Source organism: Saccharospirillaceae bacterium (genome assembly GCA_022448365.1).
Classification (GTDB): Bacteria; Pseudomonadota; Gammaproteobacteria; order Pseudomonadales; family Oceanobacteraceae; genus Bacterioplanoides.
The window spans coordinates 195,736-209,104 of the sequence record JAKVCS010000004.1; the positions used below are offsets into that span (position 1 = coordinate 195,736).

Below are 13,369 nucleotides of genomic sequence, written 5' to 3' on the forward strand. Positions count from 1 at the left end.
GATATTTAGGTTGACCGATGTTTCTTTAGGCAAACAATCGCCATGATCAACGTTGTGAAACTTTTCGTGATTCTCGTGGCAATTTAGGCATTGCTGTTCCGTAAAAAACGCCAAAGGATATTTCCATTGGCGTATTTTTAAAAATACAAAGTTTAAAAATATTACAAGTATTTATTAACGATATCCTGGTAGCGACTTTTATCACCACGAATGGCATCCACACCCTGTTGTAATTTATCAACGACTTCTTTATTGATGTCTTTACTAAAGGTGTAATACAAGTCACTTTCTTTTAATACATGCACGGCCTCGAAGTCCGAGTTTTTCAGACCTTCTTGTTTAATAAACCAGCGAGACACGTTTTCTTCATAGGCCCATAAATTAATACGACCTGAATTTAACATTTTAACAAGAGAATTGGCTCGGGGAATTTTCTTAATCGATGAATCCGGTACGCCCGCAGCCTTGACCAGAACTTCGCCAATATCATCCCGAATGGCGCCAATGATGTACTTTTTGATGTCTGCTTCAGAGTTGATGATAATTTTGTCAGATTTTCGTGCCATTAATACCACACGTGTCGCTGAGATAGGCCCAACCCAATGAAACAGCGGTTCGCGTTGTTCGGTGCGGGTGGTAGAGAACAGTACAATATTTGGTCCCTCCGTCGCTTTACTGTAAGCCCGTGGCCACGGTAACAACTTGATCTTGCTACTGGTGATTGGATCCCCTGCAGATTGGCTGGCTTGGGTCAGCAAGTCCACTGCAATTCCTTGTAATTTTCCACCATCTTTAAAGTTATACGGTGGGTAAGACTCGGTCAGAAATTCAAGAGAGCCAAGTTCAGTAGCATGGGTTCCGTTTAAGCAACTCAGGAAAAGTGTGATAAACAGGATTTTTGTGTTTTTTATCAACTTCATATCGTACGTCTCAATTTATTATTCAGGAACCCTTCCAGTTTAGACCTTAATAATGTGAACGTATCAGAGTCAGGGTGTCATAACTGCCAATTGTTGAAAACAGGGGGGTATTAGGGGCCGAATTGTCTGTGTTTATGAGTAGTCAACAGTGAATCAATTCGACTTTTTATTGACGAGTGGAGAATGCTAAGAACGGCACTGAGTGTGCTGCGAACCGCAATTTTTGCGGCGCTGGCATCGTCATAGAACAAACGATTGGTTATGGGGAGGTAGTTTTAATATTGAATTTTGACTTTATGGTCAGGTAAATAAAAAAGACCAGATCCGGTCTTTTTTATTTTGACCTTATCGCAATTGCAGACTTACGCGGACAAGGCTTGTAAGTTATCCAGCTCAACGTGAATCTGTTTTAACCAGGTATCGATACGACCGTCAGATAACTCGAATTGCTGGTCTTCATCCAGAGCCAGACCAACAAAATGTTCACCATCTTCAGTCAGTGCTTTAGACTCTTCAAAGTCGAAACTCTCGGTCGAAAAGTGACCAATGATGGTGGCGCCACGGTCACGAACAGCATCGTGTAACAAACCCATGGCATCGAGAAAATAGTTCCCGTAACCGAATTGATCTCCCAATCCATAGAGTGCAACGATTTTTCCTGCAAAGCTCATATCATCAAGAATCGGCCAAAAATCTTCCCAATCAGCCTGTATACCGCCAAAGTCCCAGGTTGGAATACCAAGGATCAGTACCGGATACTGTTGAATATCTTCCACGGCACAAGACGCGATGTCATGTAGTTCTACAATGGCCCAGTCGATTTTTTCCTGCAGTTTATTAGCGACTTCTTCGGTGTTTCCGGTATCGGTACCAAAGATTAATCCGATTCTTTGCATGTCTTCCTCAAGAGTGCTGACGCACTGTTTACGGTTGGTGTTCAGTTTGAGTAAATGGCATCCCTGCACCCCTCAATCCATCTTATGTCGCCACGTACCTGCGGCCAGAAAGCCGTCAAACGACGTAACGTGTAATCATTGATAAATCTTTAAACAGCAGGCGAATCTTCAACTTGCCGTTGGGTTGTTCCCGATAAAAATGCTGCAGTGCAAACGATGGCTGGTATAAAAAGTCCAGGCACTGCTGCCGCCAGTTTTCATGGCAATCGAGATTAAATGCCGTATCGCGAAGGGTTCTGTAGATGCGCTTCAGCCAGCTTTCCTGCAACGGTTGAAAGTTGCGCTGCCCTGCGTGTTCAGCCAGTTCCAGACCGAGATCAATGTATTCATCAATCCATTCCGGATGAAGAATATCGCCACCGTAGCGCTGTATACGACTTTCCAGTACCTCCAGACGACGAATGGCGTGATCCTGTCCATTGTTGACGATCTGTTGGCGACTGACGCGTTTGTGTGGTGCAAACTTGCGAAAGCTGTGCAGAGCTACGACGTTGTTGTCCTGAGCTGAAAGTGACATAGGCATCTCCTGCGATAACGTCTCTTACTTTAATGATAACAATTCGCATTTGCAAGTTTGGGAGGTGTGGAATTCTGTAAATATTTAGTGACAATCAGGCGATGTCAGTCGGTTGGCGGAATCAATTGCGTGACTTTTGATGAATGCAGGAATGATCGACGTTAAGTAAGACGGATTTAAAGATACTGTTACATCATATCGGCAACCGAGAATCTGCAACGGTCAGGCACCGCTGGTTCGTTTGTGAATGACTAATCCCGCGATTAAACCCACCGCGATACCGGCCCCATTAGCTGCCAGATCCAACCACTCTCCGTAGCGGTTAACGTAAGGTTGGATCAGTTCTATTGCACCACTCCAACCGAAGATGATCAGAGCAATCGCAAATAAACACCTGCTGTTGGCCAGCGCTGCCGGGAATACCACCAAAGCGTAACTGACCAGGTGATGTGTCTTATCACTGCCCGGTACTTCAGGTAACTGATCCGCCGGGTATAACGAAACCAGAGTGACCACTGCCAGCATCAACATGCTGAGCAGTGCCCAGTGGTTCTTAATAAGTTTTAGCATTGGTAGTTGCAAAGAAGATGTCGTCACTCATGTGTGATGGCGAATCATATCACCCTCAAACTTATTTATCGCGACGGTAGCTCGCCTCAAGTGTTGTCGTTTCAAGGCTATGTGCGCCGATCATATAACCGACCAGTGCCGAAGAGGGATTCTTCGGTAATGGCAACTTATCGACAGACAAAGCGTGTAACGTGAATTGATATCTGTGCTTGCCGTGGCCTTCTGGTGGGCAAGCGCCACCGAATGCAGCAATACCATAGTCATTCGGTATTTGTTGGCTTCCCTTTGGGATGCCGCTGTTGTCTGCAATGCCAGCATTGGCTTTCAGCTCGGTTTGATCGGCTGGTATATCAACCAATTGCCAATGCCACCAACCACTGCCAGTGGGTGCATCCGGATCATAAACGGTGAGAGCAAAGCTTTTGGTTCCCTGTGGCGCATCGGACCAGCTGAGTTGCGGTGACTGGTTGCCACCATTACAGCCAAACCCCCGAAATTCCTGCTGCTTAGTCATGGGTTTACCGTGTTCGATGTCCTGGCTCGTCAATGTTAACGATAAGGCCGGTAAGGCACTGAATGTCAGGCAGAAAAAAGTGGCGGCAGAAGTCAGTTTTATCATTGATGGTGATTTAATATTCACAGTAATTCCTCGATGGAGTTGGTAAACCAATGATAATCAGAGAAAGAAATTGCAGTCGCCGCAAAGCGTCATTTTCGCCCCGGTAAACGTCAGTTTCAGGCGAATTGGGTTCTGCGCAATTGTGATGGTGTTAGCAGGAAGCGTTGCTTAAAACGCTCTGAGAAGCGACTGGCTGACAGATAACCACAACGTTCTGCCACCAGACTGATGGGCAGTCGAGTAGTCTGCAGCAAATCCAGACCGACTCCCATACGAACACGCTCCAATAAGTCCCGGAAACTGGTGTTTTCTGCGAGTAAGCGACGTCTCAGCGTTGCTTCACTGATGGCTAACTGTTCACACAAGTCAGCCTGACTCCAGTTTTTATCGGGTTGTTGTTGCAACAGGTGCGTAACCTTTGTTGTGAATAAATCGTCATTAAACGCCTGTAAGACCTGTCGATAACCTGCATCCAGCAACAGCTGCAAAATCTCTCGTCGACGGATATACCACTGGCTCTGGTCGACCTGTACCGACCAGTCTGCCATTTGTTGCAGGCTGGTAATGATGATGTCCGGGATCGTGGCGATAAAGTCACTACCAGGCTGACCGGATGATGATTGGATTTCGCTGGTAACCAGTTGAGCACCAAAAGTTGAGTTGAACTCTGTCGTGGATGGGGGCGCTGCCAGTTGATCCTGTGGCTGTAACTCTAATACCAGTGCCAGGTATTGTTGCTGGTCCGGCAGATTACTGAGCATCACATTTTGCCCGCCACGTAAAAAAATGAACTCTCCTGCATTGGCAGTATGACTATTATTGAGTTGCTTTTGGCCGCAAAGTACAAAAATCAGTGTCGGAGACAGAATCGGAACCTGATGCAGCTGTTGGGGCTGTGAACAGCGAAACAGAGAGAATGGCAAAGGTTGCTGTTGCTCTGTGTAGTGACTGATTTGATTTATCAGTGATTGCAGCGACGTCATCAATGTGACTCCTGATTACGACGATTTTTTCCCAGAATATACAACAGCAGTGCACTGCCAACGCCGGTGGATCCCAGTACCATTGTCATGATCATAATCTGGTAGCGTACTGCAATCAGAGGCGAAACACCGGACAAAATCTGTCCAGTCATCATGCCTGGCAGAGCAACCAGTCCAACAGCCAGCAGGCTATTAAGTTGTGGGATCATAGCGGCGTGAAATGCGGTGAATCTGGCCTTGGGTTCATCAACCTGGGCATGTAGTTCCGAGTGATAACGCTCAGCTGCGAGGCTAACAGCGTTCATTGTATTGGCGAAATACATACCCGCTAATGGGATTAATAATCGTGGTTCAAACCAGCTGTCGGCCTTTAAAACCAGCGCCAGAGAAATTACCAAATGAATGCCAACCGAGACCGATAGTGCAATTAACGCCGGAGTAAAATAGCCCCTATGATGGCGTACCGGACGAATAGAAATCCAGGTGGCAACCACCATCATCAGACCGACGATGGCTAAGCTGATCCAGGGTGATGGGGTGTTAAATATACTGATTAACACATAGCCGACAGCAATCAGCTGTACTGACATTCGCGCCGCAGCGAACAAAATTTCACTCGGCCGTCCCTGCCAGGCCATATAAATCGCACACACCAGTAACACCGGTATCAAACACCATGTCAATTCAAACCAGGATATGGTTGCCACGATGAATACCTCTGATGATTGGCCCGCTTCAATCGCGCTTGTGGTTACTTCCAGATAAAGCTTTTTTCTTCGCCACGAATCAGTTTTATCCAGCCTTGACCAGACTGGTCATCCCCTTCCTTTTCTTGCCAGCCTGAATCAGAGCAGCGTATTTCACAGCCCAATGCGGCGTGTGCAATACGAGCACAATCGAGGTCGGTTAACCAGGGGGTCCGGTTTTGTTTAAACCAGAGACTGGAAAAGTTCTTTTCCGCTTGTTCGGTAAAAAAGACATCCATACCGGAGAACTGCCAGTGACAGGTTGTCCCTGCCTTTACTACAGTCACCTCACCAAGCGCTGAATTAAGCCATTCTTTTACCGCAGCAGCCTCTGCTTTCATCAGGTAAATTTCTATATCGGGAAAACGTTCAGTCATGGTGTTTCTCATCTGTACGAACTACACGAAAGATTCTCGAGAAGCTCAAAAATATGTATCCGGTTAATGCCAGCAGGCCGCCGATAACACTTAGAAATAAGCCGCTACCGGCCAGTAATTCCTGAATAACCGAGGGCAGCAGGCGTTGATCGGCATACAGCACGCCACCCAAACCAATAAAAAATGCGGCGGCGCCACTGACAAATAACCGTAAGTTTGCACGCTCGTTCTGGGCACGCTGCTGCAACCACAAACGCCAACCCGTAACAGGAGGAGAGAGGGGCGACGGATTGCCGTCCTGATGTGTGTTTCTGCCGGGAATATCGGCTGGCTCTTTCGCCACTATGGCGGCTCCTGCTTGGCTTTGCAGCAGAATATCAGACCCACTGCAGCAGTACAGCAGGTTTCTAAACTTTGTAAAGCTTATTGAGAATCATTTGTGTTTGATGTATTCATGAACCCGCAAATGAATCTCGTTACGTTTTGTGTAAGATTATGAATAAGCATGTTGGTGCGCTTCAAATAGGGGGACTACTCTCTCTGCTTGTTGCCTGGGATGTCTCGTTTGCTCAGGATGAGTCTGCAAATCTACCGTTTAACCTGTCTGATATTGTGGTGACAGCGGGGCGTATTGAACGTCCACTGGCCGATACGCCGGTCAGAACGCAATTGCTGGATAACGCGACCATTGAAAAACTGCACACCCGCGATTTACGCGACGCACTGCGCATCATGCCTGGTGTGCAATTGCGGGAGGTTCATGGCAAAACCGGTGAGCAGGTCTACTTGCAGGGCTTTGATGGCAATCGGGTATTGATCTTGATCGATGGGCTGCCTGTGACTGCCACAACCGGCTCAACTGTGGACGTGTCGCAGGTTTCTTCACTGGATATTGAGCGCATTGAAATTGTTCCCGGTGCGGGTTCTTCACAATACGGCAGTGCGGCCATGGGCGGGGTCATTAATGTAATAACCCGGAAAGCTGAGAGCCGCTCTGGTGGGCGTATTCGTGCTGACGTGGGTACGTTTGGTGAGCGAGAGATTCAGGGAGATAACCACCCAGGTGAGCGACATCTGGCAGCCGATGTTCACAGTGAGTTGGCTGGCTTCAACTGGAAACTGAGCGTTGATCAGCGCCAGGCCGATGACTTTGATCTGGACAAAGATACTTACCGCAGCAACGGATTTAATGGCGAAAAAAGTAACTATCAAGTCGGTGTCAGTCATCAGAGCGAGTCAATGGATCATAGGTTGATATTGAAACGTTTCATTGAAGATACTGCTTACCGCACCGAAGCCAAGGGGAATTTTAAGGCAAAGAAATTCGAACAACTGGATCGCGACCACGTCAGCTTGCATAACCAGTGGTCGTTATCAGAAGCACATTCTCTGGCGTTCTCAGGTTTGTATGAAAGCCAGCAGGATAAATCGGATCAGTTAAAGAATGATCCTTTGATCACCGCAGGCAATCTGTATCGTGATGCGAAAACACATCAGAAAAAAGCCACCTTTCAATGGCGCTGGTTACCACAGCAATGGGGGGCGGGTCTGGCATCAGTGGTCAGTGGTGTGGAATGGTATCAGGAAGACTTATCGCAGAATAAAGCTGAAGTAAAATTGTCTGCGACTCAGGATTCCGGAGTAAAACAAGTTGATGACCTTGGTAACGGCACGTATTTACACCATACCGAGGAAGTAAAACTTGAAACCCGCAGCACAACCGAAGCCTTTGTTCAGAGTACCGTCCCACTGAACAACGACAGTGAGTTGTCATTGGGTACTCGTTGGCAAAACGACAGTCGCTTTGGGAATCACACAGCGCCCAGCCTGAATATACGCCACGGCTTTGAAATGAATGAATGGAGCGTTCAGCTACGCGGTGGTGTGGCCGCTGGTTATCGGGCACCGAATCTGAAAGAAAGTTATTTCGAGTTCGACCACAGTGTTAATGGTTACAAAGTATTGGGGTCGGAAGATCTGACACCCGAGAAGTCCCGTAGTGTTCAGACATCGTTGAATATTACCGATAATAATTCTATTAACGTTGAATTCTCCGCCTTTCATAACCGTATTACAGATCTTATTGAAGCCGTAGATACTGGTCGTCGTGAAGATAATGGTAGGGTTGCTATTTATCAATCAACCAATTTCCCTGAAGCCATGACTCGTGGCTATGGTGTGAGTGTTCAGCACTCGCCTATAGCGGGTTTTCAACAGCAGATTTCGTTTAATTATCTTGATTCACGTGATCTGGAAAAACATCAGGCGCTACCCAACCGATCGCGACGAAGTATTAAATTATTGCTGCTTTGGGACATCAGCTATCGCTGGAATATAACGTTATCCGGTGAATATCAGAGTGAATTTTATACCGACGTAGAGAAACGCAATATCAGTCCGGGATATCAACGCTGGGACGTAAAAACAGATTTTAATCTGAATAAAACATTCGGGTTATACGGTGGCATTAATAATTTTAATGACATTGTTCGCAACACTAATAACGCATCCGACAGACGGCCTAGTCGTGGCCGATTCCCTTATGTCGGTTTGTCCTATTCCTTTTAGAAACTTTAACTCAATTCATCAAATCACTATTGGGGAGAATATTATGAAAAAAGTTTTACTATCAATGGCCGCAATACCGGTGTTATTAACTGGTTGTGGGTCAGATTCCAGCGATTCTGATAATAACGGTAATACAGGAGATGGTGTTCCAGCTGCGAGCTTTTCCAGCTTGAAGGTCAATGCTGTGAGCCGTGAAAACTGGGCCTATGTTAATCTTGATCGTGGTGAAATGGTGGCGCTAACGTCAGAACAGGCGAGTAGTTCAGGCGATTGGCATCTGGCATTTCGTCGTCATACCATTCGTTCTAATGGAGGTGCTTCAGGCAGTGGCAATGTGCAGGTTGCTGTTGTGGATGGCCAGGATGAATTTTACAGCGATGGACAACCCGTTGATAACACCTTCCTGAATGCGGTAGCGGGACAATACGAAGCTGACCTTATAAAAGACTATGATATCGCAGCTTTAACGTTTGCACAGGATGCGAATAAACCTGCCATTAAAGGTGAAGACTGGTATAGCTACAATCAGGAAACTCACACCTTATCGGCCAATACCAGTAATGTTTGGTTAGTGCGCCATGCCGATAGTAAAACCTATTCAAAATTCTCTTTTTCCAGTCTGACACCTCAGCCAGACCGCACTTACAGTGTTGAATTAAAATTTGAAACTCAGGCAGCCGACACCAGTCAGTTTGCGGGTGGCGAGCAAACACTGACTGCTGCTATGAGCCCGGGTCAGTCGCTACTTTGTCTGGATCTGGATAGTAAAGCAAAAGTTGATTGCGACAGTGAGTCGGCTAATTGGGATTTGCGTCTGGAAATTTCCCGCTCGGGAACCGGCTTATGGACCAATGGTGGTGTATTTGGAGATGGCAGCGGTGCAGTATTTGGTCCGCAAACCAAAGAGGCCGCGGCCGCTATGACCAGTGCAACTTCGATTGCTGGTAACGACATCAGCTCACATTACAGTGCCGATCGCGCTGAGAGTGTCTTCGACAGTAGCAGTTGGTATGCCTACAACCTATCTGGTCAACACCGTCTGCTGCCAAACTATCGTACCTATCTGATTGATACAGATAAAACATCTGATAATTCAGAAAAATACACACTACAAGTCATTAACTATTACGGCTTGGGTGAATCTGGTACACCCGAAATTCGCTTTAAAAAAGTGGCTGCGCAATAAAAGAGAGCATTTATGACGACTGAAAAACAACAGAGCTTGTTACAGCAGTGGCAGCAACTGCTTGCTAAGGAGCCTAAATTACGCATTCGTAATGCTGCAGAAAGACTGGGCGTTAGTGAAGCAGACTTGTTGGTTCTGCAGCTGGGCGGTGAGCACATTACGTTATTGTCTGGTGATTTCAAAAGATTACTGACGGAAGTAGAAGCTCTGGGAACGGTAATGGCACTCACTCGTAACGACGCCATGGTCCATGAAAAAATCGGTCAATATAAAGACTTATCGATTCACGGTAACATGGGATTAGCGCTAGGTGTGATTGATTTGCGCTTGTTTTTCAGTCGATTTGTGCATGGTTTTTATGTTCAGGAAAAACAAGAACAAGGTATTCGTCGCAGTCTGCAGTTCTTTAATGCTCAGGGAGAAGCAGTTCATAAAATCTATGCCAAAGAGGGTACGGACATTCATGAATTTGAAGAACTGGTTAAACGTTATCGTGCGGCGCAGCAACACGTCATCAAGATAGAGCCGGTTACTGAAGCAGAGGATTTATTATCCGCTCCCGATGATCTTGATATTACTGCGTTGCGTCAGGGGTGGGACGAACTGAAAGATGTGCATCATTTTCAGACTTTACTGAAGAGACACAAGTTAGCGCGTGTTCCTGCGTATCAGGCAATTGGAGCGGATTATGCGTTACCACTCGACCCACTGGCGTTTGAACAGGCATTAGAGAAGGCCGCTGAACGACAGCAGTCAATTATGATATTTGTTGGTAGCGATGGTGTGATCCAGATTCACACCGGTGTAATCAATAAATTACTGCGCACTGGACCTTGGTTTAATATTCTTGATCCGGAGTTTAATCTGCACGCTAATACCGACATGATCCGTCATTTATGGCTGGTCCGTAAGCCAACCTCTGACGGTATTATCACCTCGCTGGAAGCATTTGATAATCAGGGCAAACAGTTGGTCCTGCTATTCGGTGAGCGTGAAAATGGTCAACCAGAAATGGCTGGTTGGCGAGAGTTAGTGCATGAGTTAATTGCTCAACATTCTAAGGAGTCAGGCCATGCCAGTTAATATTACTTGGACTCGTCTTCTAAAAATATTTACAGCTTTTATTGTCTGTTTCAGTGCGCTGACTCATGCAAATACCAGTGCCGAGAGCAATAACCAGCCGCGTATTATCAGTATTGATGGTTCAATTACTGAAATTGTTTACGAGCTGGGCGCCGGTGGTCAGCTGGTCGCCGTCGATACCACCAGTCGCCATCCGAAAGCAGCTCTTGAATTACCCGATGTTGGTTATATGCGCCGTTTATCGACGGAAGGTATTTTATCGATGCAACCCGATATGGTTATTGCATCTCAGGATGCCGGGCCTGCGGAGGTATTTACTCAGCTGCAGCAAGCGGGAGTTGAGGTTGTGCGTATTCAGAGTCAATACAGTCTTGACGGTGTATTGGCGAAAGTTGATCAGGTTGCACAAGCATTAGGAGAGCAGCAAAAAGGTAAACAATTACAGCAGAACATTCGCCAAAAAACGGAACAGGCCCTCGCCGAAATTCCCGAAGGTGCTTCAAGAAAATCGTTATTCATTCTCGGGGCTGGTAACCGCGGTTTAATGGCTGCCGGGAAGAACACCCAGGCACAGGCGATGTTGGATTTAGTGTCTGCCGATAACGTGATGGAATACGAAGGCTACAAACCGGTCTCTGCGGAAGGTGCCTTACTTGCAAATCCGGAAGTTGTATTGGTGGCCTACACCGGACCGGCTGATCCTGAAGGCCTGACAGCATCGCTGGCAATGACAGATGCCCAGAAAAATAATCGCATTCATACGATTAATACCTCGGTGGTTCTCGGTTTTGGTCCTCGTTTGGCTGAAGCGGTTGAGCAGTTAGTTACTGTGTTGTATCCCCAAAATGTTGTCGGTGGCGATTAATGCAAACAGCGCGGCGCTTGCGGGCTCTTTTCGGTTCTGTCCGCGCTTTTGGCTGGCAAGGGGGATTGCTGGTTATTACCTTTTTATTTCTATTTTTACTGGCGCTATCGTCGGGTCCCATCCCGATGGATTTTTCTCAAGTATTGCAATCGCTGTCAAATGCCATCAGTGGAGCAGAAATTCAGGGACAGTCAGACTGGGTGGTTCGTGAACTGCGACTACCGCGTGCAGTGATGGCCATTTTGATAGGCGCTGGTCTGGCGGTAGCGGGTGTTGTTACCCAGGGTATTTTTCGTAACCCTCTGGCTGATCCCGGCTTAATTGGTGTCTCCAGTGGCGCAGCGTTGGCAGCAGTTGCCGTTATTGTACTCAGTAATAGCTGGCTGGCGTTTTGGGTACAACTGACTGGGATATTTGCACTCCCTCTGGCCGCTTTTTTGGGGGCTATGATAGTGAGTCTGATCATTTACCGGTTAGGTACCATTAACGGCCAGACACAAATTGCGATGTTATTACTCGCGGGGGTTGCTATTAATGTGATTGCCGGAGCATTAACCGGCATTCTGACGTACGTGGCCGATGATCAGCAATTACGTTCCATGACCTTCTGGTCTATGGGCAGTTTGGCATACGGTCGCTGGTCAGAAATTTCCGCACTGTTTCTTTGTGTTTTATTACCATTGTTGATCTTGCCAGGATTTTCTCGTTTATTAAATGCACTATTAATGGGTGAAGCCGTGGCTACCCATTTGGGTTTTCAGGTACAGCGGGGGAAATTCACTTTATTGGCGGCTGCAGCACTCATGGTAGGTGCTGGCGTGGCGGTTGCCGGTATGATTGGTTTTATCGGTTTGGTCGTTCCACATCTGATGCGTTTATTACTTGGACCTGATCATCGTCAGTTGGTGCCTGCCAGCATGATCTGCGGTGCCACTTTATTATTGTTGGCAGATTTGATTGCCCGCACCTGGTTAGCACCAGCCGATATCCCGGTTGGCTTAGTAATGGCAATACTCGGTGGTCCGGTATTTTTATTATTATTAACCCAACAAATTAAATCGGTACGTAGCCGTTGATTGACTGGAAAACTCAATGATTCAGATAACCAACCTTAGCGTTCAGCGTGGCAATAAGAATATTCTCGATGATGTCAGTTGTGTCATTTCTACGGGAAAAAAACTGGCGATTTTGGGAGCGAATGGTGCGGGTAAATCAACTTTATTAAAGTGCATCAGTCGGGAAATCAGTGATTACCATGGTCAGATTCTTCTTGAGGGGAATGCTCTTCATCAATGGCCTGCTTTACAGCGGGCAAAACATCTTGCGGTTATGCCACAAAAGGTTGAGCTGACATTTCCATTCCAGGTGTATCAGGTAGTGGCGATGGGAAGGTCGCCTTATGGCGATGAAAACCAGAGCCATGATTTAATTCAGCAGGCGATGTCGCGAACTGATGTCTGGCATTTACGTGATCGTTCGTATCCCCTGTTATCCGGCGGTGAGCAACAACGGGTGCAATTGGCTCGGGTATTATTACAGATCTGGCAGCCAAACCAGGATACAGAAGATGGCGCGCTTAAACAGCGGTATTTATTATTGGATGAATGTACATCGGCGCTGGATCCGGCTCATCAGCATGGGATTATGACGCTGGCGGGTCAGTTTGCTCAACAGGGTGTAGCAGTGTTAGCAGTGATGCATGATGTGGCATTAGCTGCCAGCTGGGCCGACGATGTTCTGATTCTAAAACACGGTGCTGAACTCGCATCCGGTGGCCGGCAATTATTGGCCGATGCGGATGTGTTGCAGCAGGCATACGATCTTGATTGCAATCTGGCAATGCAATACGCACAACAAAATCAGCAATGGCTGGCTTGTCGTTAGTCTGTATTGCGTTAAATCCAATCTGTATACACGATCGTCAGGGATGCACTTGCAGGCAACGGCGCCACAAGGCTTAGCCGGATGTTAACCGTGTG

15 protein-coding genes are annotated in these 13,369 nt (G+C 47.0%); 6 read left to right on the top strand and 9 right to left on the bottom strand.

Features of this window, described 5'->3' with window-relative positions:
- Nucleotides 1-161: 161 nt before the first annotated feature.
- The 9 genes from MK185_12030 to MK185_12070 all read right to left on the bottom strand — a co-directional run bounded on the left by MK185_12030 (nt 162) and on the right by MK185_12070 (nt 6,031).
- On the bottom strand, nt 162-920 hold the full coding sequence (locus MK185_12030; protein ID MCH2041353.1) for a transporter substrate-binding domain-containing protein: 759 nt from the start codon (nt 918-920) through the stop codon (nt 162-164).
- Nucleotides 921-1,282: 362 nt separating this feature from the next.
- A complete protein-coding gene (fldB, locus tag MK185_12035) occupies nt 1,283-1,816 on the bottom strand; it encodes a flavodoxin FldB (protein ID MCH2041354.1) in 534 nt (177 codons plus the stop codon).
- 115 nt (nt 1,817-1,931) lie between these two features.
- Complete coding sequence (locus tag MK185_12040) at nt 1,932-2,393, bottom strand: hypothetical protein (protein MCH2041355.1); 462 nt, start codon at nt 2,391-2,393, stop codon at nt 1,932-1,934.
- Between the two features lie 222 nt (nt 2,394-2,615).
- Nucleotides 2,616-2,963 carry a hypothetical protein gene (locus MK185_12045; GenBank protein ID MCH2041356.1) on the bottom strand — a complete coding sequence of 116 codons (348 nt, stop codon included), beginning with the start codon at nt 2,961-2,963 and terminating at the stop codon, nt 2,616-2,618.
- A 61-nt stretch (nt 2,964-3,024) separates the two neighbouring features.
- A complete protein-coding gene (locus MK185_12050) occupies nt 3,025-3,603 on the bottom strand; it encodes a YbhB/YbcL family Raf kinase inhibitor-like protein (protein ID MCH2041357.1) in 579 nt (192 codons plus the stop codon).
- Between the two features lie 95 nt (nt 3,604-3,698).
- Nucleotides 3,699-4,565 (bottom strand): helix-turn-helix transcriptional regulator, encoded by an 867-nt coding sequence (locus MK185_12055; GenBank protein MCH2041358.1) that lies wholly within the window; start codon nt 4,563-4,565, stop codon nt 3,699-3,701.
- Nucleotides 4,565-5,272 (bottom strand): ABC transporter permease, encoded by a 708-nt coding sequence (locus MK185_12060; GenBank protein MCH2041359.1) that lies wholly within the window; start codon nt 5,270-5,272, stop codon nt 4,565-4,567. Before MK185_12060 ends, MK185_12055 begins: the two co-directional genes overlap by 1 nt.
- 44 nt (nt 5,273-5,316) lie before the next feature.
- Nucleotides 5,317-5,688, bottom strand: a complete 372-nt coding sequence (locus MK185_12065) for a hypothetical protein (protein ID MCH2041360.1) — start codon at nt 5,686-5,688, stop codon at nt 5,317-5,319.
- Nucleotides 5,681-6,031, bottom strand: coding sequence for a hypothetical protein (locus MK185_12070; protein MCH2041361.1), 351 nt, complete (start codon nt 6,029-6,031; stop codon nt 5,681-5,683). Before MK185_12070 ends, MK185_12065 begins: the two co-directional genes overlap by 8 nt.
- Nucleotides 6,032-6,183: 152 nt before the next feature.
- Between MK185_12070 and MK185_12075 the strand changes: the two genes are divergently transcribed.
- The 6 genes from MK185_12075 to MK185_12100 are packed head-to-tail and all read left to right on the top strand — an operon-like array spanning nt 6,184 to nt 13,274.
- Nucleotides 6,184-8,256, top strand: a complete 2,073-nt coding sequence (locus MK185_12075; GenBank protein MCH2041362.1) for a TonB-dependent receptor — start codon at nt 6,184-6,186, stop codon at nt 8,254-8,256.
- Between the two features lie 43 nt (nt 8,257-8,299).
- Entirely contained in the window at nt 8,300-9,442 is a 1,143-nt protein-coding gene (locus tag MK185_12080; protein ID MCH2041363.1) for an HmuY family protein, read from the top strand.
- 12 nt (nt 9,443-9,454) lie between these two features.
- Entirely contained in the window at nt 9,455-10,525 is a 1,071-nt protein-coding gene (locus tag MK185_12085) for a hemin-degrading factor (protein ID MCH2041364.1), read from the top strand.
- Nucleotides 10,515-11,390: an ABC transporter substrate-binding protein gene (locus tag MK185_12090; protein ID MCH2041365.1), complete on the top strand. Its 876-nt coding sequence runs from the start codon at nt 10,515-10,517 to the stop codon at nt 11,388-11,390. The genes MK185_12085 and MK185_12090 overlap by 11 nt, the downstream gene beginning before the upstream one ends.
- The gene (locus tag MK185_12095; protein MCH2041366.1) at nt 11,390-12,466 is read left to right on the top strand and encodes an iron ABC transporter permease; all 1,077 of its coding nucleotides are present in this window, start codon (nt 11,390-11,392) and stop codon (nt 12,464-12,466) included. Before MK185_12090 ends, MK185_12095 begins: the two co-directional genes overlap by 1 nt.
- 16 nt (nt 12,467-12,482) lie before the next feature.
- Nucleotides 12,483-13,274, top strand: a complete 792-nt coding sequence (locus MK185_12100) for a heme ABC transporter ATP-binding protein (GenBank protein ID MCH2041367.1) — start codon at nt 12,483-12,485, stop codon at nt 13,272-13,274.
- Nucleotides 13,275-13,369 lie beyond the last annotated feature (95 nt).

Coding starts and splice junctions, on each gene's coding strand:
- fldB (MCH2041354.1), bottom strand. CDS start 1,816: ATGCAAAGAATCGGATTAATCTTTGGTACCGATACCGGAAACACCGAA.
- MK185_12055 (MCH2041358.1), bottom strand. CDS start 4,565: ATGACGTCGCTGCAATCACTGATAAATCAAATCAGTCACTACACAGAG.
- MK185_12045 (MCH2041356.1), bottom strand. CDS start 2,963: ATGCTAAAACTTATTAAGAACCACTGGGCACTGCTCAGCATGTTGATG.
- MK185_12085 (MCH2041364.1), top strand. CDS start 9,455: ATGACGACTGAAAAACAACAGAGCTTGTTACAGCAGTGGCAGCAACTG.
- MK185_12095 (MCH2041366.1), top strand. CDS start 11,390: ATGCAAACAGCGCGGCGCTTGCGGGCTCTTTTCGGTTCTGTCCGCGCT.
- MK185_12075 (MCH2041362.1), top strand. CDS start 6,184: ATGAATAAGCATGTTGGTGCGCTTCAAATAGGGGGACTACTCTCTCTG.
- MK185_12090 (MCH2041365.1), top strand. CDS start 10,515: ATGCCAGTTAATATTACTTGGACTCGTCTTCTAAAAATATTTACAGCT.
- MK185_12040 (MCH2041355.1), bottom strand. CDS start 2,393: ATGTCACTTTCAGCTCAGGACAACAACGTCGTAGCTCTGCACAGCTTT.
- MK185_12080 (MCH2041363.1), top strand. CDS start 8,300: ATGAAAAAAGTTTTACTATCAATGGCCGCAATACCGGTGTTATTAACT.
- MK185_12030 (MCH2041353.1), bottom strand. CDS start 920: ATGAAGTTGATAAAAAACACAAAAATCCTGTTTATCACACTTTTCCTG.
- MK185_12065 (MCH2041360.1), bottom strand. CDS start 5,688: ATGACTGAACGTTTTCCCGATATAGAAATTTACCTGATGAAAGCAGAG.
- MK185_12100 (MCH2041367.1), top strand. CDS start 12,483: ATGATTCAGATAACCAACCTTAGCGTTCAGCGTGGCAATAAGAATATT.